The sequence below is a fragment of the Streptomyces sp. NBC_00400 genome (assembly GCF_036048035.1).
Classification (GTDB): Bacteria; Actinomycetota; Actinomycetes; order Streptomycetales; family Streptomycetaceae; genus Streptomyces.
In genome coordinates this window covers 7,983,260-8,010,189 of record NZ_CP107940.1, presented here as the reverse complement: position 1 = coordinate 8,010,189, position 26,930 = coordinate 7,983,260, and the positions used below count along the sequence as shown (strand labels likewise).

Below are 26,930 nucleotides of genomic sequence, written 5' to 3'. Positions count from 1 at the left end.
CCCAAGGATGATCATGCGTCCGGAATACGTCAATCGCGAAGGGTGTCGTGCACGACCTGCCCGTCCACGACGGTGAGGACGACGGGCATCTCCGGGATGTCGTGGGGGTCGGCGGCGAGCAGATCCCCGTCGAGCACGCAGAGGTCGGCGACCTTGCCCGGCTCCAGGGAGCCCTTCCAGCCGTCGGCGAAGTCCTGCCAGGCCGCGTCGATCGTGTACGTACGGATCGCCTCGGCCAGGCCGATCCGCTGCCCGGGGCCGCTGACCCGGCCGGCGGCCTTCGACTCGCGCAGCACCATGGTGGCGACGCCCTGGCGCCAGTCCGGGTACGTGACGGGGGCGTCGGACCCACTCGCGACCCGCACGCCGGCGTCGATGGCATCGCGATAGGGCCATGCGTACGCGGCCCTGCCGACGCCCACGAACTCCTCCTCCATGTCGGCGACGGTCCACTTGATGGTGGGGTTCATGTTGACGCCGAAGCCGTGTGCGGCCAGCACCTTCATGCTGTGTGCGGTGAGGAAGTCGCCGTGGATGACGTAGTGGCGGGCGTTGGGCCGCGGGTGCTCAGCCATGGCCGCGGCGAAGGCGTCCGCGACGGTGTCGATGGCCCGGTCGCCGGTGACGTGGACGCCCAGTTGATGCCCGGCGGCGTGGGCATGCCGGATCATGGCATCGATCTCCGCGATCCGCTCGGCGTCGGTTGTGCCACCGACGCACAGGGAGCCACAGCCGCCACCCACGTACGGCTCGTGCATCCAGGCCGTCTTGTTGGGGACGATGCCGTCGGCAAAGATCTTGACTCCGTGGATCGCGAGGCGGCGCGGATCGGCGTCGCCGGACTTGCCGAGGGCGGTGAGGCTGCGGGCGAATTCTTCGGCGGTGCCCGCCATTCCGGTGGGCAGGAGCAGGACACCGAGGCGGGCGGTCAGTTCGCCGTCGGCCAGCAGCCGACGGTAGATGTCAAGGGTCTCTGTGCCGAGCGCGCCGCGCATGATGCCGTCGCCGCCGGGGCCGAGCCCGGGCTCGGTGTAGCTGGTCACGCCGAGCCGTGCGAGCGTGGCGAGGGCCGACCTGATCGCGTCGGTCCTCTCCTGCCGGCTGAGTGGCGGCAGCGCGTTCTGGACGAGGGCCTGAGCCCCCTCGTGGAGCAGCCCTGTCGGCTCCCCCGCTTCGTCCGCGACGATGGCTCCGCCGGGCGGCGCGACGGTGTGCCGGTCGATCCCGGTGAGCTCCAGTGCCTTGGAGTTGACCCAGGTGGCGTGCCCGGAGAAGGAATACAGCACGACGGGGTGGTCCGGACTGACGGCGTCGAGGTCGCACCGCGAGGGCAGCCGCGACGGGTCGACGACGCACTCGTCGAGGTAACCGGTGTCCCAGCCGTGCCCCATGATCCACTGCCCGCCCGGAACCCGCCCGACGGCCTCGCTCACCGCCTCGGCCACCTCCGCGAGGGAGGACACGGCGGGATGGCCGAGGTCGAGGGCGAGTGGCGGCGTCGTCATGCCGAAGGCACATCCGTGCAGATGGGAATCGTTGATACCGGGAAGCAGCGTCGCCCCCCGGAGGTCGACGACGCGGGTGCCGGGTCCGACGAGCGGCGCGACGTCATCCCGCCCGCCGACGGCACTGATGAACTGACCGGTCACCGCCAGGGCCGAGGCGACGGAGAACTCCGCATCGACCGTGACCACCCGCCCGCCGAAGAACACCAGATCCGCATACGTGTCCACAGAAGTTCCTTTCACAGACCGGGCGCACCACGGGCACCCGCGAACGATCTCCCGAGGACTATGACCGCGCCCCTGCCTCCCGCACATCGGTCATCCCACCGATGCGCGCTCTTGCCGTGGCAGCCGACGCCCCATCGCAGTGGCGGCCGATCCCCGCTGCGTCTCCGACGACCGCGTACGCCTCGTCCACCGGTGGACGGACGTGCTTCCCGGCCGCCTGTTGCAGCGCGCTCTCATCCATCCTGTCGGCGACGGGTGCAGTCAGCTGCACACGAATTCTCACTGGAGTACCAGACCGTGTCCTACCCGGCCGGTTCGAGGAGCCCGTGCCGTCCGCCCAGGTATCGGCGCAGGAATCGTTCGGCCGCTCGGTACATGTCGATCCGGTTCTCCGGGTTCAGGAACCCGTGCCCTTCGTCGTCCTTGACCATGTACGCGACTTCGACCCCGCGCTCCCGCAGCGCGGCGACGATGTTGTCGGACTCGGCCTTCACGACGCGGGGGTCGTTGGCGCCTTGCACCACCATCAACGGTGTACGGATGTGCTCCACCCGGCTGATCGGCGAGCGGGCCAGCATGTCGGCCTCCTGCTCGGGGTCGGCGGGGTTGCCCACATAGCGGAACCAGTTGGCAACAAGCGCGGGTTGGAGGAACGGGGGCAGCGAGCGCATGACGTTTGCCAGGTTCGACATGCCGACGTAGTCGATGGCGGCGGCAAAGCGGTCCGGGGTGAACGCGATGCCGACGAGCGCGGCGTAGCCGCCGTAGGACCCGCCGAAGATACCGATCCGGCCCGGGTCGGCGTAGCCCTGGGCGACCGCCCAGTCGACGGCGTCGATCAGGTCGTCGTGCATCGCGCCGGCGAACTCCCCGATCGCAGCCTGCGTGTGGGACTTGCCGTAGCCGATGGAGCCGCGGAAGTTGACCTGAAGCACGGCGTAGCCACGGTTGGCCAGCATCTGCACCTCAGGGTCGAATCCCCAACTGTCCCGGAACCAGGGGCCACCGTGGACCAGCAGGACCATCGGAAGCGCGGACGGTTCGATGCCCACCGGCAGCGTCAGGTACGACGGCAGGGCCAGCCCGTCCCGCGCGGTGATCGTCACCGGCCTCGTGGGGGCCATTGTGTCCGGGTCGAGGTGCGGGTAGGGGCGGAACAGCAGCCGGCTCTCGCCGGTGATGTGGTCGTAGTAGTAGGTGACCTCGGGGTCACGGTCGTGGACGAAGTTCACGACCCATCGCTGCCCGCTGTCGTCGGACGAGAGCTCTCCGAGGTCTCCGTCGGAGAGCTCCTCCAGGTTCCGCAATACGGCGGCGAAGCCCGTGTCCACCGGCCGGATCTCCTGCCGTTCCCCGAGGTAGCGCACACCGAGCAGCGCCCCGGTGCGCCGGTTACGGATCAGCGGCGACGACAGACCGGCGACGGCGCGCCGCGACCCGTCGAGGTCCAGGGTCGGGTGGCTGTCGACTTCGGTTTCCGCTCCGGTGGTCAGGTCGACCCGGACCACGCGGGTGAGGTCGGCGCCTCGCATCGACCCGATCCAGACACCGGCTCCGTCCGGGGCCATCTCGAACGGGTTGATCCCCACCGGGTAGTCGGCGCCGTCAAAGGTGGTGATCAGCTCCAGCTCGCCCGCCGTCGCGTTCCAGCGCGACAGCGCGAAGTCGCCCTCCGCGGTCAGGGTGCGGGCGAAGAGCTCGCCGTCGGCGCCCCACAGCCAGCCGTACACGTGGCCCGGGTTCTCGGCCAGAACGGCGAGTTCACCGGTCACGATGTCGATCTCCGCCAGGTCGAACTCTTCGGGCTTCCTGGCGTTGAGCTGCACGATCACCTTGCCAGGGCGTTCGGCGGGCAGGTCCAGTTCCAGGACCTTCGTCCCGGGAAAGGGCGTGAGGTCGAGTACGGGGGCGTCCGGATCCTCGAGGTCGACCCGGTGGACGTGCCAGTTCTCGTCGCCGTCGGTGTCCTGGGTGTAGAGCAGCCGGCGCGGATCGTCGGTCCAGTAGTAGCTGATCACGCTGCGGGTCTCGTCAGCGGTCACGCACCGCGCGTCGGTGTCGCGCTCGACGCTGCCCACCCACACGTTCAGCCGGTTCTTCCACGGCGCGAGCCAGGCGATCCGCCTGCCGTCCGGCGAGATCGAGGCCCGTGTGCGCTCGGGTGGGCCGAAGAGCTCCTCGATCGTGATCTGTTCTGGCAGTGCCATGGTAGTGCCGCACGGCGCGGGTGGTGATGCCGACGATGCCGGCGAGCGTTCCGGTTCGCATGGCGCCAGTAGAAACGTTGTCGCCACGACAAGGTCAAGCGGCACCGCTCATCCCCATCTCATACGAGAGAAGTAGAGCAAGCCGCTCAACGCCCCTGCCCCGACGGTGGAGCTGTGCTTCCCTCGACCTATGCCTTCTGGGCCAACCCGATCGAGGCGCACTTCGGTTCGCTGCGGCAGTTCACCGTCGGCACGATCACGCGGATGCCATGCCCAGGTCCAGGTTGCCACCCACGCCCGCCCGTCCGTCGGGCTACCTCACAGCCGACGAGGGGTGCCTGGCGGCGGTCGTAGGCGGTGTGCGAGGCTGACGTGATGTCGCTCTCCCCTCCCCCCGCGGAGCCGATAACACCCGATGCGGTGCGCGAGATTCCGGACACACTGCTCACCCAGTCCTGGCTCGACCTGTCGTTCCTGCACTGGGCGACCGACCCTGCGGACGTGGCGCCGCTGCTGCCGGCCGGGACCGTGCCGGACACCCACGAGGGGCTCACCTACATCGGCCTGGTGGCGTTCCGGATGCACCGGGTGGGATGGTTCAGGGGGCCGGGCATCCCGTACCTCGGCACCTTTCCAGAGACCAACGTGCGGCTCTACTCTGTGGACCGGCACGGCCGACGCGGCGTGGTGTTCCGCTCCCTGGAAGCCTCGCGGCTGCTGCCGGTGGCCCTCGCCCGCAGCACCTTCCGGCTGCCCTACATGTGGGCCAGGATGGCGATCCACCGTCACGCGGACACCATCAGCTACACCAGCAGCCGACGCTGGCCGGGGCCGCGCGGGGCGCGCTGCCGGATCGCGGTGCGCATCGGCGAGCGAATCGAGGAGCCGACCGCCCTCGAACACTTCCTCACCGCCCGCTGGGGCATGCACAACGCCTTCTTCGGCCGACCGGTGTATCTGCCCAATATCCACCCGCGCTGGCCACTGCATCGGGCCGAACTCCTGCACTGTGAGGATGAGTTGGTGACCGCAGCCGGGCTGCCGTCGCCGACCGGGCCGCCGGTGAGCGTCCTGTACTCCCCCGGCGTGCCGGTTCGCTTCGGCCGCCCTGCCCGCCCGGGCGGCCTGCCCACCCCCTGAGCCCACGCAGCGCGGCGGTCGAACGTCAGCCGGGAGCGTGGTGGCCCGGTCTTCGAAGTCAGCGAGACCACGTCCTCGCCGGCAACGGCCCGGCGACGGTCAACGCAGATCTCGGCGACGCGCCTGGTCGGTTTTCTCCGGGATGGCAGGCTCGGTGCGGGAAATTCACGCAAGTGCGCTTTCTAATTCATAACCACTTCCCCCTTTTTGGATACTTTACAATATCCATCAGCCCAGAGCTCCAGCTTGAATACCAATCCGTACTGTTTGCGTATGTCGGCCACTGTCGTCTGCGCCGGCCTGTGCAGGCATCGGCTGACCGGCGGATCGCTCTCCATGCACGGGTCATGCTCGGGCACCAGCTGCCTCTTACTGCTGCGTACGGTGTCCCAGGACAAGGTCTGCGGGTGGCTGAAAACTTGGGAAGGTTCCGTCGCGTTGGAGCCGGCTGGGTTCGGGCCGTGGCCGCGGTAGTAGGTGACAAGGTTCCTGCGGTAGAAGTCGTGGTTGAACGGTATGGCTCTCTCTGGTGCGCCGCCGGTGGAGTAGTGGTCGCCGGCGGTGAAGATGGCGTCCAGGACGTCTCCGATGCGGTGGGGGTCAGCACCGTAGTAGGCGGTGAAGCGCAGGGAGCAGCGGATCTTGTACTGGTCGTCGCCGGTCCGGAAGAACCACTCTTTCGCTGCTCCTCCTTTGCAGACGTCGCTGACCGTGACCAGGGCCAGGGTGAGAGGCGTTTTCTTGTCGTAGGCGTCTGCGATGGCCTGAAGGCGCTTCTCTGCCTCTTCCCGGGCCTCTTCAGCCTGACCGCTTCCCGCGAGCCTGCGTACTTCTTTGGGACTGGTAGCGCGGTTTCGGGAGGAGCAGAGGGTGGCGGCAAAGAGGAGGAGGACGGAGAGAATTCCGAAGAGGCGTTTCGCTGCGTTTCGTAAGGCGGTCACGGCGCCCTGCGTCTGCTTCACAGTCATGCGGCCATAGTGGCAACGCATGCTCGCGCCGTGTACCCGTGCGGGTACTCAGAATGGTGCGGGGGCACCTTTGCGGCTGCCCCCGCCGATCACAGTCGGTGTGACGACACAGACCATCCTCGTCGATCTCCACTCGGATGATGTCGTCGCTCGCGACCCCTCGCACGCACCACGGGGTGTTGTCGAGGCGGACAGTTCCATCGCCCAGGTCCACCGACCACAGGCTTTCGACGCTCGCAGGCGGCCGGCCGTCCTCGCCCACCTCCATCCTCAGTTGCCCTGGCCGACTCGGACCTCCCTCCGCCTGCGCGGAGAGCCCCCTTCGCGACCTGCGACGCCAGGAGTGGCGGGTTGGGGTGAGGTCCTGGGTCAGTCCCACCAGAGCACGATGAGAAGGTGCCTTTGGGATGCTCCGAGGTAGAACTCGCGCAGGGCATGGAAGTGCTTCAGAAGGTACTTCCTCGGGTCTCCGACGATCTGGTCGGCTCCGTGACCGATCAAGGAAGCGGCTTGTGCGTCGTCGGCCGGCAGGGCGGCCAACATGGTCGGCATGTTCATACGCATAAGCAGTTCGGCGACGCGGGCGGCTTGAACTGCGGAAAGGGATGTGGGCGCAGGCCCGAAGGGGCCGATGGCATGCGGGTGTGTGGTGAGGAAGTCCAGGTCGATCGCCGAGTCACCCGCGGTGGCCTGCCGCAGGGCGTCCAGGCGGACGTCGTCGAGCTCCGCGAGTTCGCAGACCCGTTCCAGCAAGATTGGCGCCCAGTCCAGGTCCAAGACGTCCGCCGGCCGCGGATCCCAGTGGGGATCTCCATCCGGCGATTCGCCGGCTGACTGGCGGCAGTCGGCGAGATACTCCACCGAGATGCGGGCAAGTTGCTGGGTTATGGCCATGACGGCAGTATCCCGACGACGTCCAGCGGTTTTCCTCACTTGGTCGCCCATACCGGTTCGCCTCCGCCCGCACGGAGACCACGGCGTAGTGGCGTTCGCTGCGGCCGGCGCCTGTGTCTGCGGGCTGGGTTCACCTCCGCTCAGGCGGAGGTAAGCGTGTGAGGAGCAATCAGATTGTTGCTAGTGTTCCGAGTCGGTTTTTCTCGGCTGGATCTCGGCGTTTCCCTCAGCCCAAGCGGGAACTGTCAGGGAACTTCTGAATCAGGGCACTCGAGTACGAGTACGGGTTGTTAGTGTCACGATCATGAGCCTGCCACGCCCACTCCCCCTCGCCGAGTGGACTATGCGCAATGCCGTCCGTCTTGCCACTCCCGACCTTGCCGCCCCGCTCGACGACCTGGAGCCGCTGCGCCGACTCGTCGGTGACGCGCGAGTGGTCGCGCTGGGCGAGAACTCGCACCAGATACGCGAGTTCGGGCTGATGCGCGATCGGATGCTGCGCTTTTTGGTCCAGGAGTGCGGATTCACCGTCTACGCGGTGGAGTTCGGGGCTGCCTCCGGCCGGGCCGTTGACGCCTGGGTCAGGGGCGATGACGGTGATCTCGACGCGCTGATCACGCCTCGCAGCGACGGCTGTCCGGGCCAGTCCGCCGAGGGCCGCGACACCCTGCGGTGGCTGCGCGCCCACAATGCCACTGCGCCGCATCCGGTCCGCTTCGCCGGGCTCGACGTCCCGGCGGCCGGCGGCTCGCTGGCGCCCGTACTGGAGCCGGTCGCCAGGTATCTGACCGACGTCGACTCCGGCGCGGTGCACTATGCGCGTACCGCTCTGGAGCTGTCGGAGCCGCTTGCGGGCGGCTCGGGTCTGGTCCCCGCCCACGCCCGCCTCCGCCTCGATCCCGCAGTCCAGGATCGGCTCTCGGCCATCCTCGGCCGGCTGCTCAATCGGGTCACCGTCATGCGTGAGGTCTATGTCGAGAACGGCGGCCGCCAGGCATACGAGAATGCCCTCTCGGACGTCTGGGCGGCCTGGCGCACCGACCAGATGCAGCGCGCGATGTCCGAACTGCTCGGCGGCGCACCCGACGCCGCCGACCTTGCCGCCCGAGACCGCTACCTGGCAGACAGCCTGCTGCACCTGATCGACCGATCCGCACCCGGTACCCGCATTATCGTCTCCGCGCACAACGCCCACATCCAACGCACCCCCAACCCCGAGGGCGGCCCGCTCGCCCGGACGCCCATGGGATACCCCCTCGCCCAAGAGCTCGGGACGGACTATGTGTCCGTGGCGCTGACCAGCGGTGGCGGCCGGACCGTGGCGAACGTCCCCGATCCGGCGCACCCTTCCGGGATGCGCCAATCTGCGGCCGACGCCCCCGAAGCGACACCTGACAGCGTGGAGTCGCTGTTCGCAGGCGTGCTCGAAGCGCCGGCGCTGGTGGACACCCGCGCGCTGCGCACGCACGCCCGGCGACATGGCCTGCCGGAGCCGGCCCGGATCCGCATGGACAACGGCTTCCTGCCCGTGCCGGCCCTGGATGCCTACGACGCGGTGATCAGCGTGCCACGCACCACGCTCACTGTGGACTTCGCCGAAGCAGACTCTCTTCGGCCGTGATCCGTGGGTAGCGTTCCACCTTCCCGTTGTGGCGGGGCGTGTAGGGCTTGGTCTTCTGGTGCCGGGTTCGGTGCCGATGATGCGGGTGAAGTCGTGCGAGCGGTAGCAGGCGCCGTTGTCGGTGACGACGCGGTGGAGGTGGTTGATGTCGCGGGCGGCGAACCAGACCTTCGCCCGCGTCAGGAAGGCGGCTGCCGTGGCGCCCTTCTCGTCGGTGAGCGCCTCGGAGTAGGCCAGCCGGGAGAAGCCGTCGATGGCGGAGTGGAGGTATACGTAGCCACGCTTCGCGCCCGCTGATTTCGCGCGGCCTGCTCTGCCTCGGCCTGTTCGGAGTCGCGACCATGGATACGCCAGCCGCCCCCGTGGGGAATCCGTCCGACCGGACCGCTTCTCCCCCCGCCGCCAGGAATCGATCTTCTCGATCACCCACGCCGGCGTCGCACGCGGAATGTGGTGCGGGGCCGACGGACGGTCGAGCAGACCGAGGTCACCATGACGGCGCCACCGGTTGACCCACTTCGAGGCGCACGCCCGTGAGATGCCCCTCTCGGAGGCGACGTGCGCGATCGGGCGGGTGCGGCAGCGTTCGACAAGGCGACGCCGGCCTTCGACGGTCAGTGGTGCGTTGCGGTGCGGTGGCGTCATCGGGTGATCGGCGTGGTGCCGGTCGCGGCGATGGACAGCTCCCACAGCCGTGCGGCCGCATCGGGGTCGATGGCGTAGGCGCGGACGCCGCCGTCGTCCATGGGCGCTTCGGGGGCGGAGACGCCGGCGATGTCGCAGTCCTCCAGGTAGAGGCCGCCGCGGTCGGTGAGGAGGGGGGAGGTGGCGGCCCACAGGCCGGTGGCGGCGCCCTGGGAGGGCGTCTTGAAGTCGGCGGCGATCACGTTGCCGTGCTCGTCCACCCACCCGCGGTCGATCTGCTCTTGGAGTGCCATGTCCCGCTGCAGCCCTGTAATGATCTTTCCTGGGTGGAGCGAGAAGGCCCGGACGCCGTCTTCTCGGCCGAGGGCGTTGAGGTGCACGGCGAAGAGAGCGTTGGCGGTTTTGGCCTGGCCGTAGGCCAGCCACTTGTCGTAGCCGGTGCGGAAGTGCGGGTCGTGCCAGCGGATGTCGGTCAGGGTGTGGCCGGCGGAGCTGTTGACCACGACGCGCGCACCGTCGGCGGCGGCCAGGAGCGGGTAAAGCTCGCAGGCGAGGGTGAAATGTCCGAAGTGGTTGGCGGCGAGCTGACTCTCCCAGCCCGGTCCGACGTGTCGTTCGGGGGTGGCCATGACACCGGCGACGGCCATGAGCAGGTCGAGCTTGGCCAGGGAGTCGCGGATGTGTGCGACCGCAGCGCGCACACTGTCGAGGCCGGTCAGGTCCATGGCAATGACCTCGCAGCCGGGCAAGTCGGCGAGTGCGGCGCGGGCGATGTCGGGCCGACGTGCCGGGACGATGACGCGGGCTCCGGCGGCCGCGAGGGCGCGGGTGGTTTCCAGGCCGAGTCCGGAATAGCCCCCGGTCACGACGGCGCTCGTGCCGGAGAGGTCGATGCTGGCGGTGACATCCTGGGCGGTGCTGGTGACGGAGAAGGGCGAGCCGAGCGGCTGCTGATCAGTGCTGGTCATGCCGTCGAAGGTACGATCTGGAGTGAGGTCTAGATCAAGTCCTAGTCTGTGGCGCATGGCAATCATCGAGACTCCCGCAAAGCCACTGAGCATCGGCGAGGTGGCCGAGCAGACCGGACTCAGCGTGCACGCCCTGCGCTTCTACGAGCGGGAGGGCCTGCTCGTCGGCCCGGTGCAGCGCACCTCCGGCGGCCGACGCCGGTACCGCGCGCTCGATGTCGACTGGCTGCTGATCTGCGTCAAGCTACGGGAATCCGGGATGCCGCTGGCTGACCTCAAGCGCTTCGCCGAGCTCGTGCGGCACGGTCCGGGCAACGAGGCGGAACGCCTGCAGCTCCTCGAAGCCCACCGGCAGCGCGTCGACGCACAGATCCAGGCACTGGAGGAGTGTCGGTCCGTCATCTCCTGGAAAGTCGGCGTCTACGCCGACCACCTCGCCCGCGGCGAGGCCGACGGGCTCTGGGACCCGACGGCCTGAGGCCACGGCAAGCACTCCGTTTCTGACGGAGCCGCTGCCGCCGTCACCGATGAGCGGCATCTCCCGCTCATCGACAACGTCATCAACCTCTTGCCCCACCACACCTAAAGGTCCCGTGGCCGCACCATCATCCGGATGCCGTCCCGTGCCCACAGCACGAATCGTTCCACCGGCGTCACTTCGTGCCCCGGCGCGGGCCGAAAGCGCAGGTGCTTGAGGAGGACGGCCAGGACAAGCTGGGCCTCGACCGTGGCCAAAGCTGCGCCCTCGCAGCTGCGTGGCCCGATCCCGAAGGGGACGTACGCCAGCCGCGGCCGCTTGGCCACCTCCTGCGGTGTGAACCGCTCGGGGTCGAACCGCTCCGGCTCGGGCCAGTGCTCAGCGTTCAGGTGCACCGCCCAGAACGGATAGAACACCGTCGTCCCGGCCGGGATCTCGTACGGGCCCAGAACCAGGTCCTCGGTCGTCTCGCGTGCACCGTACGGGCCGGGCGGGAACAGGCGCATCGACTCCTTGAGCACCATGTCCAGATACGTGAGCCGCCGCAGATCACCGTAATCGGGCGTGGCGCGCTCGCCCAGCACCCGGTCCAGTTCGGCGGCGACGCGATCGGCCGCTTCGGGATGGCGGCCCAGCAGGTGCAGCGTCCACGAGACGGCGACGCCGGTGGTGTGATGGGCGGCGAGCAGCGTCACCATCACGGTGTCCCGGATACGCGCCGGGCTCTGACCGGCCTCGACGAGCGCCCCGATCAGGTCACTGCGGTCGGTGCGGCCGCCCGAGCGGTGCGCCGCCACCACGCGGTCGACCGTCTCACGCAGATATGCAAGGGCCACCTCGGCCCGCTCCGCCGAGCGCGGGTCGGCCCGCGGCACCTGGTAGAGCCGCCCGAGGTGCTCGGTGAGCACCTCCTCGAACGCGGCGACGACACGGTCCGTGTCGGTTTCCGCGCCGCCGAGCGCGAACCCACAGATCATACGGAGCGACAGCGCGGTCAACTCGTGTTGCAGCTCGACGGGTTCGCCGTCGGCCTGCCCCGCCCAGCGGTCCGCGAGCTCCCGCGCCAGCTTGGTGAAGCGCGCGAAGTGCCGCTCGTGAGCCGGCCGTCCGGCGAGCACCGAGAGCAGTAGTCGGCGCCAGGGGGTGTGCTCGTCGACGGGTAGCACTTGCAGGTTGCCGGCCTCGCACAGCGGGTCCAGAAATGCGAACAGCTCTGCGGGCCGCGTGTCGATGTGCGCCGTGGCCTCCAGAAGCACGGGATCGGCGACCGACACGGCCGTATCCGCGCCCGGCAGTTGGAAGCGCACAACGGGTCCGTGCGCCTCGTGCAGGCGTAACTGGTACCGGTGCAGCCCGCCCGCAGCCGCAACGGCGCTCAGCCCGCCGTCCTCCTGGTCCTCGGGTCCGGGGATGCGCATAACGGTTCCTCCTGCCCCAAGTCCTGCCCTCGAATCTGCCCGAGGAGCCACTCAACTCGCTCTCGCATCAACCAGTTTCCCCCGTCCCCGCTTCCCTACCTCAAGTGAGCCCTCCGGGTTTCCGCTCCCGTGACCGAATCCGGAGAAATCGCTCGCCCAACAGCAGCCGGTACCGGTCACCGCGGGCACGCTGCCCACCCACCGGCCGCAGTTCGCCGGGCTGTTGACCGGCGTGGTGCTCATTGTCGTCGGCCTGACGTATTTCCCCGCACTCGCACTGGGCCCCACGGCGGAAGGTCTGGAGGGTCTGCGCTGATGCCCACGACCGGCGTTCCCGCTCCCTCCTCACCGACCGGTCCGTCCGCCGGCCCTCAGCGACAACGGGTCTCGGGTGGGCTCCTCGACCCCAAGCAGCTGCTGACCTCGTTCCCCGACGCCGTACGCAAGCTGGATCCGCGCGCGATGTTCCACCATCCGGTCCTGTTCGTCGTCGAGGTCGGGGCGGTCCTGACCACACTGTCGGCGATCAAGACACCCAGCGTCTTCGCCTGGGTGATCACTGCATGGCTCTGGCTGACGTCGGTCTTCGCGAATCTCGCCGAGGCCGTGGCGGAAGGCCGCGGCAAGGCGCAGGCGGAGACCTTGCGGCGGACGAAGACCGCCACGATGGCCCGGCGTCTCGCCGGGTGGGAGTCGGATGCGGCCGACGTCGCCGAGGAGGAAGTCCCCGGCGCCGACCTCCGGTTGGGCGATCATGTGGTCGTCGAGGCCGGGCAGATCATTCCGGGTGACGGCGATGTGGTCGAGGGCGTCGCGAGCGTCGACGAATCGGCGATCACGGGTGAATCGGCGCCGGTGATCCGCGAGTCGGGCGGTGACAGGTCGGCGGTGACGGGCGGTACCAAGGTGCTCTCGGACCGGATCGTTGTGAAGAACACCTCGAAGCCGGGGGAAACGTTCATCGACCGGATGATCGCGCTCGTCGAAGGCGCGGCCCGGCAGAAGACCCCGAACGAGATCGCGCTCAACATCCTGCCGGCGTCGCTGACGGTCATCTTCCTGGTCGCAGTGGTGACCCTGCAGCCCTTCGCCGTCTTCGCGGGCGCCGGGCAGACCCTCGTCATCCTGGTTGCCCTCGTCGTGGGCCCTGATCCCGGCCACGATCGACGCGTTGCTCTCGGCGATCGGCATCGCCGGCATGGACCGGCTCGTCCAGCGCAACGTGCTCGCCATGTCGGGCCGCGCGGTGGAGGCCGCGGGCGACGTCAACACCCTGCTGCTCGACAAAACCGGCACCATCACCCTCGGCAATCGCCAAGCCGCCGAATTCCTGGCGGTGGAAGGGGTGACCACCGAAGAACTCGCGGACGCCGCTCAGCTGTCGTCGATCGCCGACGAGACACCCGAGGGCCGCTCGATCGTCGTCCTCGCCAAACAGCAGTACGCGCTGCGCGGGCGCAGTGAAGGAGAGTTGGCCCAAGCGGCGTTCGTCCCCTTCACCGCCCAGAGCCGGATGAGCGGGGTGGATCTCGACGCACCTCAGGAGGCCCGGTCGCTGCGCAAGGGAGCGGCGACGGCGGTGATGCGCTGGGTCCGCGACAACGACGGACACCCCACCGCGGACGTCGGCCAGCTCGTCGACGGCATCTCGGCGAGCGGCGGCACCCCGCTGGTCGTCGGGGAAGTGACCCGGCACGGCAATGCTCAGGTGGCCGCCCGTGTCCTGGGAGTCATCCATCTCAAGGACGTCGTCAAGGAGGGCATGCGCGAGCGCTTCGACGAGTTGCGGCGGAGACGACATTCCCCATCGCCAACGACGTGGCCAAATACTTTGCGATCATCCCGGCGATGTTCGCCGGCGTCTATCCGGGGCTGGACGAGCTCAACGTCATGCGGCTGCACAGCCCGACCTCGGCGATCTCCTCGGCGATCGTCTTCAATGCGCTGATCATCGTCGCGCTGATTCCGCTCGCCCTGCGGGGTGTGCGCTACCGGCCGTCCTCGGCGGCGAAGCTGCTGAGCCGCAACATCTGGATGTACGGACTCGGCGGGCTGGTCCTGCCGTTCCTCGGCATCAAGCTCATCGACCTCGTCATCCAGTTCATCCCCGGCCTGCGCTGAGGAAGGCGAAGCGACCGGGGGCCGGGCTCACGTAGCCCAGGCGGCGTACGCCTGTCGGAGATCGGAGAGGCATGGACGCAGGCGCGGTGGCCGTGCTGCTCTCCCTGGCCCTGCTCGCGGTCGTGGTGACGAGCCGATGGCCAAGGACCCTCCGCTCGGCCGCCTTCAGGCCACCCGGTCTCCGCTCGGCACCATCCGAAACCGCAGCTCATCAGGGGTGCGTCAAGAGACCCCGGGGACTCTTGAAGCCGTGCGCGGTAGGGCATTTGATGGGTGATGTGAACAGCGCCTGGCTTCTTCTCGACCGTCCGCCTCATCCGGCGGATCTGTTGCGTGCGCCGCGCTGCCCGGAGACCTCCGCCTCCTGCTGAGCCATCTCCCGCAACCCTACGGGGCGCCGTGACCTGAACCGGCGCCCCGTTTGGGGTTCCCGCAGCCTTCAAGCCCTCCCGGGGCCATCGGGTGTGCCCCTCCCCTTCGTCTCCCCTCATGGAATGGATCATGTCCGCTTCCGACCTTTCCTCCCGTACCGTCCTGGTGACCGGCGCCACCTCCGGCATCGGCTTCGAAACCGCCCGGCAACTCGCCGAGCGCGGCGCCACCGTCCTCGTGCACGGCCGCACCCCTGAGGAAGCCCAGGCCGCCACAGACAAGCTCATCGCCACCGCAGGCATCGATGCCGGCCAACTGTGCGGGGCCGCAGCGGACTTCACGCATCTGGAGGAGGTCGAAGCGATGGCACGGCGCGTCGTGGCCGAGCACCCCCACCTGGACGTCCTGGTCAACAACGCCGGCATCGCCGCCCCCGAGCAACACACCCTCACGGCCGACGGCAACGAGATCGCCCTCCAGGTCAACTTCCTCGCTCACTACCTACTGACCTGCCTCCTGGAGCCCGCGCTCACCACCGACCCTGGCGGCCGGGTCGTCAATGTGTCTTCGTCGCTGCACCGCACCGCCTCCATCCAGTGGAGCGACCCGCAGCGCGCCCGCCGCTACTCCCGGCTCGCCGCCTACGCCCAGTCACAGCTGGCACTCACCGTCTTCGCCGCCGATCCCCGGGTGACGGCCGTCTCCGTCCACCCGGGCGTCTGCGAGACGGAGCTGCTGTCGCTCTACGCGATCAGCGGTACGCCGGCGGCCGAGGGCGCGGCCCATGTCGTGCGGCTGTGCGACCCGGCCACCGAGATCGTCAACGGCGCCTACTACGACTGCGACCAGCGCATCGAGCCCGCACAGGCCGCGACCGAGGACCGCACCGTCAAGCGCCTCAGCAAACTGGCCGACCAGCTGACCGGCCACACCACCTGAAGAACACCCCGCCTGAACTACTACAAGACAGCCTCCCGAGAACGAAAGGCACAGACGCCGGTGTCCCAGCTCGCCCGGAAGAAGAGAGCCCGCCGCACCGCGAAATCCGACCACGGCAGCAGGGCCGGACAGAGCTGACCGCCGAGCGGGGTGGCCCCGCTCGGGCCACCCCGCGACCGCCAGAAGGAGCCCTCCGTGATCGAACTCTCCCCCGACCAACTCCCGCTGCTTCCGTCATGGTTCGAGGCCGACTTCCCCGGGGCGACAGCGCCGGCCGAACATGCGCTGGTCTCGGGAGCCGGTCGCTGGTGGGCCGACCGCGCCGTCGATCCCCGTGCCGTGGCCGTGGCCTGCGCCGACCACCTGCTGCTCCGCGGCGAACCCACCGCCCTCGCTCCGATCGCGCTGGCCCCCTTCTCTGCACACTATGTGCAGGCCCCGGCCCGCTTCCTGCCCCTGCTGGGCAGCGCCTTCGATCTGCTCGTGCCCTGGGAGCGCATGGCGTACGTGCACCGCGTCCCCGTGTCGCCTCCGCGCCCGCCCCACGGCGTGACGGTACGTCGGCTGACACCCGGAGACGCCCCGGCGCTCATCGCGCTGGCCCCGGACATGGCCTGGATTCATGCCAGTTGGGGCTCTCCGGCAGGTCTCGCCGCCTCCGGTCACGGCTGGGCGGCCGTTCAGAAGGACCGCGTCCTCGCCGTAGCCTGTACGTACTTCCGTGGCACCGCGTACGAAGACGTCGCCTGCGTCACCGTCCCCGAACACCGGCGCCGGCGCCTCGCCCTGGCCTGCGTCACCGCCCTGTGCCGCGACATCGCCGCCCGCGGCCACACCCCGAGCTGGACCTGCTCCCGCGACAACCGTCCCAGCCGGCTACTCGCCTGGACCGCCGGCTTCCGTTTGGAGCACGAGTACGTTCACCACCTCACCGGACAACCCGCCCGCCGGGTCGTCGGCTTCCCCGCCTGAACACCGCCCGGAACAAGGAGCCATGAAGCCGCACCGCACACCCCTCGCCAAAGCGAAGATCCTCAACGGCGCCCACGAACTGTCCGTCCACGACCTCAACCGGCGGGACGACTCCTTCACCCTCCATTACACGATCAGCCCGCCCTGCCGGACGCCGCAGTAACCCGACAACACCCGGTAGATTTCCTTGCGGAGTGCCGGAAATTCTGGTCGGCGACGGTTCACCCGGTTTTCCCGGGCAGGGACGCGGACTACAACCTCAGAACCGGTCCGGGAACTTGACCCCGATCACGAGCAGCACGACCAGCGATGCCGCCACCAGCAGCCCCACGATGCGCTCCGCGCTCACGACACCACCGCCGACATCATGTCTCGGCGCATCAGGAACCTCCTCAATTCGCTGCCCACTTCCCCGATCCCTTCCACCGTGACGGCCCACGCGACGACTTACGAACACGGCGGCCGGTTCCCTAACGGCATTCGAACGGCGCATACACCCGACTGGACCACGCCCGCGATGCACCCGCGTCCCTTGTGCGTGCTCTCTCACGCCTCAGTCCATGTCTCCTGCCTCGTCCGACACTCCTTCCCGGGGGAGTCCGCGAGGGGCACGGGTGCGGCCGGCAGGGAGACGACCATCGTCAGGCCGCCTCCGGGGGTCTCCTCGGGCGTGAGCGTGCCGCCCATCGCCTCCGTGAGGCCGCGGGAGAGCGCGAGGCCGAGCCCGAGTCCGGTGGTGTTGTCGGTGTCCCCGAGACGCTGGAAGGGCTCGAACGCCCTCTCCCAGTCGGTGATTTGTATGCCGGGGCCACGGTCGATGACCCGCAGTTCCACGCGCCCGGACAGCGCGCTGGCGCCGATGGTGACCGGGCGCCCGGCGGGCGAATGGCGTACCGCGTTGGACACCAGATTGGCGATGACGCGTTCCAGCAGCGGCGGGTCCGCGAGCACATCGGGGGTGGTCTCCAGCCCCTGGGTCACGACGTGTACGAGCGCCTGTGGGAGTGAGTCGGGCAGGGTATCCAGCGCCGTGGGGAGCACCTCGGTGAGCGCGATGGGTTCCAGGCGCAGGGTCAGCGCACCTGCCTGGAGCCGGCTCATGTCGAGGAGGTTGTCGACCAAGCGGCTGAGTTTGGCCAGGGATTCCTCGGCGGTGGCGAGGAGTTCTTCCCGGTCCTCGGGGGAGAAGTCCACGTCCTGGCTGCGTAGCGAACTGACCGCGGCCCAGCAGCCGGCCAGGGGCGTACGCAGGTCGTGTCCGACCGCGGCGAGCAGTGCGGTGCGCATGCGGTTGGCCGCCTTGACCGGTTCGACCTCGGCCGCGGCCTCGGCGAGTCGCGCGCGCTCGACGGCGGCCGTCAGATGCGCGGCGAAGGCTGTGAGCACGCGGTGCTCGGGGGCGGGCAGCCGGCGTCCGCTCAGCACCAGGAGGTTGTCGTCCCCTATCGCGACCTTGGTCTCGGGCCCGGACACCGGGCCGCTTACGGCTCCCCGCTCTGGCTCTCCCCTGCGGGGCCGCAGTTCGATGCTGTCCATGCCGAAGGTCTCGCGGGTGCGTTCCAGGAGTACGGGTACGGCCCGGTCCCCTCGCAGGATGCCGCCCGCCAACGAGGTCAGTGCCTCGGCTTCCGCGGTCGCCCGCGCGGCCCGCCGGCTCAGGCGCAGCGACCGGTCGACGATGGCGGCGACAGTGACGGCCACGATCGTGAAGGCTGCCTGGGCGACGACGATATTGGCTTCGGCGAAGGTGAAGTGGCCGATGGGCGGGATGAAGTAGTAATTCAGCAGCAGCGAGGTCGTCACCGAGGCGAGCAGCGCGGAGAACACGCCGCCGATGCAGGCCACGCCCAGCACCGTGAGCAGGAAGAGCAGAGCCTCGCTGGTGAGGTTGAGCGCGAGCGGGCCGGAAGTCACCCGCAGTGCCAGGGTGAGCAGAAGGGGCAGTACGAGGCCCGCAACCGGTCCGGCCACGCGGCGCGAACGCGGCAGGCCACCGCCAGGGGTGGGCCATCTTCTCCCCTGACCGGCATGTTCATGATTGACCGTGTGGACATCGATGTCGCCGGAGAGTCCGTCGACCGTCTCCCCCACGCCTCGGGGCGCCAGCACCCGCCGCAGCCTTCCTCGACGGCTGGCACCGATGACCAGTTGAGTGGCGTTCTGGGCCCGGGCGAAGTCCAACAGGGCGGCGGGGACGTCGTCACCGACCACCGAGTGGTAACTGCCGCCGAGACGCTCCAGGAGCTGACGCTGCTCGGCCAGTGCGGCGGGCGAGGAGCCGGACAGACCGTCGCTGCGGGTGATGTGGACGGCCAGCAGGTCGCCGCCGGAGAGGGGGGTGCCCCCTGTTGGAACGGAGCTGTGAGCTCGGGGGAGGCCCACGATCCGGGCGGCGCGGCGGATCAGGGTTGCGCCCTCCGGGCCGCCGGTGAGCGCGACCACCACGCGTTCGCGGGTCTCCCACACCCGGCCGATGCTGTGCTCGTAGCGGTATGTGCGCAGCGCCTCGTCCACCCGGCCCGCCACCCACAGGAGCGCCAGCTCCCGCAGCGCGGTGAGATTGCCGACCCGGAAGTAGTGCGACAGTGCCGCATCGACCTTTTCGGGTGGGAAAATATTGCCGTGTGCCATGCGGCGTCGCAGTCCCTCGGCCGGCAGATCGACCAGTTCGATCTGGTCGGCGCGGCGGACGACTTCGTCGGGCACGGTCTCGTACTGCGGCACGCCGGTGATCTTCTCGACGACATCACTGAGCGAGTCAAGGTGCTGGATGTTGAGCGTGGCCGCCACATCGATCCCGGCGCCCAGCAGCTCTTCGATGTCCTGCCACCGCTTGGTGTGGCGGCCGCCCGGCGCATTGGTGTGGGCGAGTTCGTCGATCAGCACCACCTGCGGACGCAGCGTCAGCACCAGGTCGAGGTCGAGTTCACCGACGTCCGCACCGCCGCTCCTGCGCGTCGCACGCGGCAGCGCATCAAGCCCGTCGAGCATGGCCTCGGTGGACGGACGGCCATGGCATTCGGCAAAGGCCACCACCACGTTCTTGCCGCGCGCTGCCCGGCGCCGGCCCTCGTCCAGCATCCGGTAAGTCTTGCCCACCCCTGGAGCGGCCCCGAGAAAGACCTTGAGCCTGCCGGGACGCGAGCCCGGCCCGTCGGTCACATCGCTGCCCCGCGCCATCACGTACTCCTCCACGTACCCCTCTTCGGGAAAGCGGCACGCCGGGTGGCATGGCGAAGATGTCTTGCGACATGCACCGGACGGCGTGCGAGGTCCTTGAGGAGCATCGTCACTTCACGGTGGCAAATACCACGATGGCGCGCGAAGACGTTGACGCAACTCTGACCCGTGCCGGCATCAGAAGGCCCGCTCCCCCGTGGCTGTGCGGTGCCCCGCCCGCCGATGACGGGGCCTGGGCCACCGCCCCTGCTGCTCGGTGTCATCCGCCGCGTGTTGCCGTCATGGAGTCGTCAGGGACTCCCCTCCTTTCGTCAGGGAAGCGCCAACACGTCGCCATCGCCCTGTCGCCGGGATTTCGATGAATCACGACATGAACGTGATAGACGACGAGGAGCGTGGCCCCATGGGCGGACCCGGCGGCCGACGCGTCGTGGCCGGTGTGAGCGGCTCACTGGGGAGCCTGACGGCTCTGCACCGGGCCGCCGCCGAGGCCCGCGTCACCGGAGCCGAGTTGTGGGCCGTACTGGCTTGGGAGCCTCCCGGGGGCGACATTGCCCCCCGCGGCGGGCCGTGCCCGGCGCCGATGGCCGCCTGGCGCCGGATGGCGAATGAGCGCCTGCTGAGCGCTCTCGAAGACGCCTTCGGCAGCGCCGGGCCCGAGGTGCCACTGAAGTGCCTGGTCATACGCGGCAAACCGGGCGATGCCCTGCTGGCGGCCGCCGACCGGCCCGACGACCTCCTGGTGGTGGGAGCCGGAGCCCGCGGCAGGCTGCGCCGAGCGGTGTGGCCCTCCGTCTCCCGGTACTGCCTCGCACGCGCCTGCTGCCCGGTGCTGGCCGTGCCCCCTTCCCCCCTGCACCACGCACTCGATGCGGTACACCGCCGCAATGCATGGAAACTACCGCTCGACGCACGGGAGTTGGCGGACTGAGTCCATCACCTACGGCAGGCCGGCCACGGTGATCAGATCACCATCCGTGGCCTGCACTGGTACTCGGACCCCAGGCGGCCCTCACACACCGTCTCGCGGTGGATCACGGCGGAACCCAGCTGGATCGGCGCCCCGGCGGGCGGGCTCGCCGGGCGCCGTTCACGTACACGGGTCTGCCGGATGCCGCTGCACTCCCGTCATCAGGAAGTCCAGACCGCGCCGGGTCGATGCCACCACCACACGGTCGCCGGAGCGCAGGATCCGTCCGTGCGACGGGCGCCAGTTGAAGCCGGGGCGGTCGAGACGTAGGCCGCCGAGGGTGTCCGTCGAGCCGGGCGACGAGGGCTCGACGGCGGTGCCGACGGCCAGGACGCGCCATTCGTTCTCACGAAAAGCCTGGTGAATGGAGCGACCCTCCAGCTCCGGGTGGCCTCCGACATCAACGGTCGTGAAAAGCAGCGAGCCGCGCTCGACCGGCATGACGCCCAGAACATGGCGGCCCATCATGGCGGCGGCGAAGGAGGGCGCGGCGAGTGCCGAGACGGAGCGGCTGCGGGTGGTGGCGTCGGGGTAGGAGGCGCGCATCGTACGGGAGACGGTGGCCGCGAAGTCGTCGTCATAGAGCCGCAGCACCACCCTCACCTGGGGATTGCTCTCGCGGGCGGCCATGGCGATGTCGAGGTTCTCGCCGTCGTCACGGGTGAGCACCAGCAGTGATTTGCTCTGGCGGATGCGCGCCCGGTCGAGCACGCCGGGGGCGCCGGCGTCCTCCAGCAGCAGGGGAACGCCGAGTTCGCGCGCGAGGGCTACGCCGCGGGCGCTGGAATCGCGTTCTATCACGACCACTTGATGTTCGGTGGTGCGCAGTTGGGCCAGTACGCGAGTGCCGATCTTACCGAGGCCGACCAGCACGATGTGGTCGGTCAGGCCCTCGGCCGGCGGGTGCCCGACCGAGGCCCTGCGGAATGCGTCGGTCGCGTTCATCGTCGCGGCGACCACGAGCGGCAGTACGGCCAGGCCCACGAAACCGGCAATCAGCTGGAGTACCCGGCGGGCGGGCGACTCGTCGGTCGCCGGGTCGCCCATGGTGAAGATGTCCAACAGGGGCAGGTAGAGCGATTTCCACAGCGGGCCGGGCTCGGCCAGTGCGGTGGCACCGGCCAGCACCAGCACGATCGCGGCCAGCGCACCGAAGACGGCGATGACTTCGCGGGAGAGGAAAACGGTCCACGGCAGATGCGCCAGCCGGTCCCGGAGCCAGGCGCCGTAGCTGCGCCGGGCGCGCGGCGGGGACTCGGGCGGGTGGTGATGGGTGACCTCTTCCAGCATCAGCCGGCCGTGCGTGAACTGGCGGTGGTAGGAGGTGACGGTGTCGGGCAGTAGTTGGGTGCCCTCTTCGCCGGGGGTCTCGGGGCTGTCCTCGCTGGCCGGGTCATCCTGGTGGGCGCCGGACAGCACGGCGAGTGTGGCCAGGTCTGCGGGGTGAGGCGGAGTGCGGGCGGGGCGGACCACGCCGCGGAAGACCTGTCCCTCGACCTGGAGCGTGTGCCCCCGGCCGACGGCGGCCGCGGCCACCAGCTCGGGCACCGCGGTGTCGGTGTCGGAGAGCACCGTGGTGGACATGTCCAGTGCCATGTCCTCGTTCCGGCCAAGCGCCGACACGGCGCGGTCCAGAAGCCGTTCGAGGTGCTGACCACGCTCTCGGTTGTACATGCGGATGACCAGGCGGATGGTCGGGTTGAGGGTGCGGGCGAGCAGCGCGGCGGTGACGTTGACCTGGTCGTCGCGGTAGGTGAGGGCGAGCGCGGCGGCCCGCTCCACCCCCGCAGCACGCAGCGTCTGCTCGTCCGGACGGGCGGACACCAGCAGCTCGACCGGCGACTGCGGATCGCGGTGCAGCGCGGCGATCTCCGGCGCGTGCCCCTCACGCCGCGAGGGCAGCACGACCGTGACCGCCTCACCGCACACGGCATCCATCGTCACCGCCAGACGACGTGCGAGCCCGTCGTCTCCGCAGATGACCATGTGCCGGGAGCGCTGACCGAATGGCATACGCAGCTGGAGAGTTGACGTCACGTCATCAAGATTGCCGGGGTGGGGCGCACGGTTCCGGTACGCACAACAGTTCGGCGTCAAGGTTGCGTATGGGTGGCCTGGTTCGGCCCACCTCCGCCGCTGGAGTGCCGGCATATGCCGGCACTCGCGTAAAGGGCTCCTGCAGTGACAGGGGGCACCACAGGGGGCGGACGACGAGACCAGGGGTTGAGGCAAGCTCAACTTGATAATGGAATCCATTTTCATATAGCGTGCACCTCACGCCACCACGCCGGAGGTCCCCCATGGCCGTACCCAAACGAAAGACGTCCCGCAGCAACACCCGCCACCGCCGCGCCCAGTGGAAGGCCACGACCACCCAGCTCGTGCCCGTCACCGTCGACGGCCCGTCCCGCCCCGTACCGCAGCGGCCGGCCACGGCATGCCGACGCGGACTCCTTCGCCCGGAGAGCTGAGCCGACGAAATGATGCACAACCGACTGCCCGTCACCGTCCTGTCCGGCTTCCTCGGCGCCGGCAAGACCACCCTGCTCAACCAGGTCCTGAGCAACCGGGAGGGCCTGCGCGTCGCGGTCATCGTCAATGACATGAGCGAGATCAACATCGACGCGGCGCTGGTGCGCGGCGGCGAGGCCGCCCTCTCCCGTACCGAGGAGCGCCTGGTCGAGATGACCAATGGCTGCATCTGCTGCACCCTGCGCGACGACCTGCTCGAAGAGGTCGACCGGCTGGCCCGCGAGGGCCGCTTCGATTATCTCCTCATCGAGTCCAGCGGCATCTCGGAACCGATGCCCGTCGCCGCCACCTTCGCTTTTCCGCGCGATGACGGGGCGTCCCTCAGTGACCTCGCCCGGCTCGACACCATGGTCACTGTCGTGGACGCCGCCAACTTCCTGCCCGAGCTGGACGGAGGCGACGGGCTGGCCGAGCGGGGCCTGGACCAGTACGAGGAGGACGAACGCACCGTCAGTGACCTGCTGATGGACCAGGTCGAGTTCGCCGACGTCATCGTCCTCAACAAGACCGACCTCGTCGACGCGTCAGGCACCGAACGCCTGCAGGCGGCACTCGCCCGCCTCAACCCGGCCGCCCGCATCGTGGCCGCCCGGCACGGCCGGGTGGCCACTGCCGACATCCTTGGCACCGGGTTGTTCGACCTGGAACGGGCCCAGCTGGCCCCGGGCTGGGTGCGGGAACTCAACGGCGACCACGTACCGGAGACCGAGGAGTACGGCATCTCCAGCACGGTCTTCCGCGCCGACACACCGTTCCATCCCGGCCGGCTGTGGACCTTCGTCGCCGAGGGACTCGACAGCGGCGCCTACGGCCGCATCCTGCGCTCCAAGGGCTTCTTCTGGCTGGCCAGCCGACCGAACGTCACCGGGCTGTGGTCGCAGGCAGGCGCGGTCGCCCGCTTCGAGCCGTCCGGCGCCCGTGCCGTCGGCGACAGCCAGGGCCAGGAACTGGTCTTCATCGGAACGGAGTTGCGCGCCGAAGCGCTGCGAGCGGCCCTGGCCGACTGTCTCCTGGCCGACGGGGAACAGCCCTCCGAGGACCCGTTCCCCGCATGGGACACGTACGGAATCGACGACGCCTGCGAACACGAGCACCACGGCCTCGACCTGGTCGCGCAGGCCTGAAAGTTCCGGGTTGGGCGGTGGTCGCAGCCACGGCACCGCCCAACCCGGTAGGCACGACGGTGCAGTACACCCGGTTGCCGGACTTGTGCGTGCCACGCCGATCGGTCGGTCAGTTGGGGCCGGCGCCGGGGGCGCCCCGTATGGCGAACACGGTGGCGGGCTCGGGAGCAGTCTTCAGGACGGCGTGGTCTGTTCGTCACTGTTCCTGGGGCCGGTGTAGGGGGCGTTGGGGACCGGCCAGTCCAGGCACAGAACGGTGGCGTCGTCGCGTGGGTCGTGATGCGAAAGTTCCAGAACGGTTTCGGTGAAGAGGCGCACGGCGTCACGTGGGTGCCACTCGCTGGTCTGCCGGAGCAGATCGCTCAGGTCGGCTTCGGTCCCCTGAGGCTCCAGCATGCCGTCGGTGAGCAGGAGCAACCGGTCGCCTGGGCGCAGGTCGAGACTCTGGAGGCGGTAGCCCGGGTTCGGGGTGACGCCGAAGGGCAGGTCGACCAGGGGAGTGAGCTCTTCGACCTGCCCGTCGCGCAGGCGCAGCGGCCAGACGTGCCCGGCGTTGATGAAGGTGGTCTGTCCGGTGTCGAGACTGACGCGCAGCAGCTGGCCGGTGGCCATGACCTGGCCACCGTGCCGGATGATGGCCTGGCGCACCTGCTCCGATCGGTCGGTGAACGCCTGATGCGCTTGGTCTGCGTAGTCCGCGACGGCCTGGTGGGCATCCTGGGCCTGGTCGAGGAGGCTGCCGCCGGCCCGGCGGGCATTGCGCAGGGCTCCGACAACCATGGTCGCCAGCAGTGCCGCCTGTACGTCATGCCCCATGGCGTCGGTGAGGGACAGGTGCAGGGCATGACGGTCGAGCGTGTAGTCGAAGGTGTCCCCGCCGATGTCGGCAGCCGGCTCCAGTGCTCCGGCGACGATGAACCGGCCGGTGTCGCAGGTGAAGGAGTCGGGGAGCAGGCGGTGCTGGATCTCGGCGGCCAGCGACAGGCGTGTGGTGCGCCGACCCCATTCGTACAGATCGGTGAAGCGTCGATTGACGATCACCACGTAGGCGAGCGCATGGGCGGCATCGACGATCAATTGCATCGTCTGGCGGTCGGGGCGGGCGGGCACGGTCAGCTCCAGCAGACCGATCGCATCCCCGCGGTCGGACACCGGCGCGATGACCTGGACCAGGCCCGGTCCGCCCGCTCCCTCCCGATCGCCGCTCGCCACGTGCGCTTGCTGGGAGCGGACCACTCGCTCGTAGACCGAGCCGCGCAGCTGGATCCGCCGCGGCTGCTTCGGCCCGCCCTCCGCAGCGGCCCCGGTCAGCCGTACGACGGCCTTGCCGCCGAGGTCCGTGATCAGAAAGGACACCTCGGTCGCGGCAAGCCTCCTCGCCAGCAGCTGGGCCAGCACGGAGACGGCCGTCTCCGGGGGCGCCGATTCCACTGATCTCAACAATTCGCCCAACCACGCCCGCTCATCTGCCACGCGGTGCACCTCCTCGGCGGTCTCAACCGACCAGTCGGCAGGTCCCCGGCCAGGACCGCTCGGGACGACGCATCCCTCGTCAATCGATGCTGTTTGCCCCTCTGTGCGGAGAATATCTTCTTCGCGGTGGTAATGGTCGCAGCGTGGCGGTCCCGAGTCAGCCGGGACCGGACGGATCGTCCGGAGTGTGGTGAGCGTGCATTCCGCAGTGTGCTGGTGATGCCGCCTCCGGCACCGTCTACCGCTGGTGATGACAACAGGCGGCCGCGCCTGTGCCTGCCTTTGGCGGCCCCGGCACTGCGGCGGGCTGCGACCGGTCGTAGCCTGCAGGTATGACTGACGCTCCGCCACCGTCCCCAGCCGAAGCGGTCGAGTTGCTACTGGCCGGCAACCAGCGCTTCGTTGCCGGCGCCCCACAGCACCCGAACCAGGATGCCGCACGCCGCGCCGAGACGGTCCCCGTCCAGCGCCCCTTCGCCGTGCTCTTCGGCTGCTCCGACTCACGCCTGGCCGCCGAGATCATCTTCGACCAGGGCCTGGGCGACCTGTTCGTAGTCCGCACCGCAGGCCACGTCGCGGGGCCCGAGGTGCTGGGCAGCATCGAGTACGGGGTGAGCGTGCTGGACTGCCCGCTGGTCGTGGTGCTGGGCCACGACTCGTGCGGTGCGGTCGCAGCCACCCGTGCCGCCCTGTCCGACGGCGTCGCCGCCGGCGGGTACGTACGCGACGTCATCGAACGCGTCACACCCAGCGTCCTGGCCGCTCGCGCAGCCGGGCTCACCAGCGATGACGACATCATCGCCGAGCACATTCGGCACACCGTCGACCTTCTCCTGGACCGCTCCCGAGCCCTCGCCGGCCAAGTTGCCGCCGGACGCGCGGCCGTAGTGGGCCTGTCCTACCGACTGGCCGACGGCAGCGCCCGGCTGGTGACCTCTCACGGTCTGCAGACAGAAGCCGCCACCGGCGGGACGGCCGACTGAACAGTCCGGGCAGCGCGTCGAACCCGGCATCAAGGCACGCGTGTTGCACGGCGACGAGCCCGACACCGATGGGTGAGGGGCCCCTCCCGCAACGCCGGGCCGGGCCGGGCCGGCGGCGGGCTACCCGGCCAGTCGGCGCAAGGGACTACATAGTGGCGGAGTTGACGTTGGACGTCCTGGTAAGTCCACCCC

19 protein-coding genes and 4 pseudogenes are annotated in these 26,930 nt (G+C 69.4%); 12 read left to right on the top strand and 11 right to left on the bottom strand.

All coding sequences use genetic code 11. The annotated features are described in order from the left end of the window. Positions 1–29: 29 nt before the first annotated feature. Both OHS81_RS35065 and OHS81_RS35060 read right to left on the bottom strand, forming a co-directional pair. On the bottom strand, positions 30–1,733 hold the full coding sequence (locus tag OHS81_RS35065; protein ID WP_328390072.1) for an amidohydrolase: 1,704 nt from the start codon (positions 1,731–1,733) through the stop codon (positions 30–32). A 302-nt stretch (positions 1,734–2,035) separates the two neighbouring features. Further along, on the bottom strand, positions 2,036–3,940 hold the full coding sequence (locus OHS81_RS35060; RefSeq protein ID WP_328390070.1) for a S9 family peptidase: 1,905 nt from the start codon (positions 3,938–3,940) through the stop codon (positions 2,036–2,038). Positions 3,941–4,315: 375 nt separating this feature from the next. Between OHS81_RS35060 and OHS81_RS35055 the strand changes: the two genes are divergently transcribed. Further along, positions 4,316–5,080, top strand: a complete 765-nt coding sequence (locus tag OHS81_RS35055; RefSeq protein WP_328390068.1) for a YqjF family protein — start codon at positions 4,316–4,318, stop codon at positions 5,078–5,080. 182 nt (positions 5,081–5,262) lie between these two features. On the opposite strand, the gene OHS81_RS35050 is transcribed toward OHS81_RS35055, so the two are convergent. The 3 genes and pseudogenes from OHS81_RS35050 to OHS81_RS35040 all read right to left on the bottom strand — a co-directional run bounded on the left by OHS81_RS35050 (position 5,263) and on the right by OHS81_RS35040 (position 6,942). Next, positions 5,263–6,048, bottom strand: a complete 786-nt coding sequence (locus OHS81_RS35050) for a hypothetical protein (protein ID WP_328390066.1) — start codon at positions 6,046–6,048, stop codon at positions 5,263–5,265. A gap of 127 nt (positions 6,049–6,175) precedes the next feature. Continuing rightward, positions 6,176–6,316 (bottom strand): annotated as a pseudogene (locus tag OHS81_RS35045) (DUF4265 domain-containing protein); the annotation flags it as partial. 101 nt (positions 6,317–6,417) lie between these two features. Then, on the bottom strand, positions 6,418–6,942 hold the full coding sequence (locus tag OHS81_RS35040; protein WP_328390064.1) for a DUF1877 domain-containing protein: 525 nt from the start codon (positions 6,940–6,942) through the stop codon (positions 6,418–6,420). Positions 6,943–7,246: 304 nt separating this feature from the next. Between OHS81_RS35040 and OHS81_RS35035 the strand changes: the two genes are divergently transcribed. Next, entirely contained in the window at positions 7,247–8,563 is a 1,317-nt protein-coding gene (locus OHS81_RS35035; RefSeq protein ID WP_328390062.1) for an erythromycin esterase family protein, read from the top strand. Here the strand turns inward: OHS81_RS35035 and OHS81_RS35030 are convergent. Both OHS81_RS35030 and OHS81_RS35025 read right to left on the bottom strand, forming a co-directional pair. Next, positions 8,535–9,208, bottom strand: a pseudogene (locus OHS81_RS35030) (DDE-type integrase/transposase/recombinase); the annotation flags it as partial. The gene OHS81_RS35035 and the pseudogene OHS81_RS35030 sit on opposite strands and share 29 nt — an antisense overlap. Then, positions 9,205–10,176 (bottom strand): SDR family NAD(P)-dependent oxidoreductase, encoded by a 972-nt coding sequence (locus OHS81_RS35025; protein WP_328390060.1) that lies wholly within the window; start codon positions 10,174–10,176, stop codon positions 9,205–9,207. The pseudogene OHS81_RS35030 and the gene OHS81_RS35025, both read right to left, overlap by 4 nt. A gap of 55 nt (positions 10,177–10,231) precedes the next feature. Here OHS81_RS35025 and OHS81_RS35020 point away from each other — a divergent pair, with 55 nt between their 5' ends. Next, on the top strand, positions 10,232–10,654 hold the full coding sequence (locus OHS81_RS35020; RefSeq protein ID WP_328390058.1) for a MerR family transcriptional regulator: 423 nt from the start codon (positions 10,232–10,234) through the stop codon (positions 10,652–10,654). 104 nt (positions 10,655–10,758) lie between these two features. On the opposite strand, the gene OHS81_RS35015 is transcribed toward OHS81_RS35020, so the two are convergent. Beyond that, positions 10,759–12,072, bottom strand: a complete 1,314-nt coding sequence (locus OHS81_RS35015) for a cytochrome P450 (RefSeq protein ID WP_328390057.1) — start codon at positions 12,070–12,072, stop codon at positions 10,759–10,761. Positions 12,073–12,220: 148 nt separating this feature from the next. On the opposite strand from OHS81_RS35015, the pseudogene OHS81_RS35010 reads away from it, so the two are divergent. From OHS81_RS35010 to OHS81_RS34990, 5 genes and pseudogenes are all read left to right on the top strand, one after another. Then, positions 12,221–12,388 (top strand): annotated as a pseudogene (locus OHS81_RS35010) (potassium-transporting ATPase subunit KdpA); the annotation flags it as partial. After that, positions 12,388–14,193: pseudogene (kdpB, locus tag OHS81_RS35005) on the top strand (potassium-transporting ATPase subunit KdpB). The pseudogenes OHS81_RS35010 and kdpB, both read left to right, overlap by 1 nt. Positions 14,194–14,694: 501 nt before the next feature. Continuing rightward, positions 14,695–15,504, top strand: a complete 810-nt coding sequence (locus OHS81_RS35000; protein WP_328390055.1) for an SDR family NAD(P)-dependent oxidoreductase — start codon at positions 14,695–14,697, stop codon at positions 15,502–15,504. A 195-nt stretch (positions 15,505–15,699) separates the two neighbouring features. Next, on the top strand, positions 15,700–16,476 hold the full coding sequence (locus tag OHS81_RS34995) for a GNAT family N-acetyltransferase (RefSeq protein WP_328390053.1): 777 nt from the start codon (positions 15,700–15,702) through the stop codon (positions 16,474–16,476). Positions 16,477–16,498: 22 nt separating this feature from the next. Then, positions 16,499–16,639 (top strand): hypothetical protein, encoded by a 141-nt coding sequence (locus OHS81_RS34990; RefSeq protein WP_328390051.1) that lies wholly within the window; start codon positions 16,499–16,501, stop codon positions 16,637–16,639. 383 nt (positions 16,640–17,022) lie between these two features. Here the strand turns inward: OHS81_RS34990 and OHS81_RS34980 are convergent, their stop codons facing one another. Beyond that, complete coding sequence (locus OHS81_RS34980; RefSeq protein ID WP_328391648.1) at positions 17,023–19,656, bottom strand: sensor histidine kinase; 2,634 nt, start codon at positions 19,654–19,656, stop codon at positions 17,023–17,025. A 370-nt stretch (positions 19,657–20,026) separates the two neighbouring features. On the opposite strand from OHS81_RS34980, the gene OHS81_RS34975 reads away from it, so the two are divergent. Further along, entirely contained in the window at positions 20,027–20,587 is a 561-nt protein-coding gene (locus OHS81_RS34975; RefSeq protein ID WP_328390047.1) for a universal stress protein, read from the top strand. 159 nt (positions 20,588–20,746) lie between these two features. Here the strand turns inward: OHS81_RS34975 and OHS81_RS34970 are convergent, their stop codons facing one another. Continuing rightward, on the bottom strand, positions 20,747–22,663 hold the full coding sequence (locus OHS81_RS34970) for an NAD-binding protein (RefSeq protein ID WP_328390045.1): 1,917 nt from the start codon (positions 22,661–22,663) through the stop codon (positions 20,747–20,749). Between the two features lie 263 nt (positions 22,664–22,926). Here OHS81_RS34970 and rpmF point away from each other — a divergent pair, with 263 nt between their 5' ends. Continuing rightward, entirely contained in the window at positions 22,927–23,097 is a 171-nt protein-coding gene (rpmF, locus tag OHS81_RS34965; protein WP_328390043.1) for a 50S ribosomal protein L32, read from the top strand. 9 nt (positions 23,098–23,106) lie between these two features. Then, positions 23,107–24,282: a GTP-binding protein gene (locus OHS81_RS34960; protein WP_328390041.1), complete on the top strand. Its 1,176-nt coding sequence runs from the start codon at positions 23,107–23,109 to the stop codon at positions 24,280–24,282. A gap of 174 nt (positions 24,283–24,456) precedes the next feature. Here the strand turns inward: OHS81_RS34960 and OHS81_RS34955 are convergent, their stop codons facing one another. Further along, on the bottom strand, positions 24,457–25,713 hold the full coding sequence (locus tag OHS81_RS34955) for a PP2C family protein-serine/threonine phosphatase (protein ID WP_328390039.1): 1,257 nt from the start codon (positions 25,711–25,713) through the stop codon (positions 24,457–24,459). Positions 25,714–26,087: 374 nt separating this feature from the next. Between OHS81_RS34955 and OHS81_RS34950 the strand changes: the two genes are divergently transcribed. Next, positions 26,088–26,738, top strand: a complete 651-nt coding sequence (locus tag OHS81_RS34950) for a carbonic anhydrase (RefSeq protein ID WP_328390037.1) — start codon at positions 26,088–26,090, stop codon at positions 26,736–26,738. The last annotated feature ends 192 nt before the right edge of the window (positions 26,739–26,930 follow it).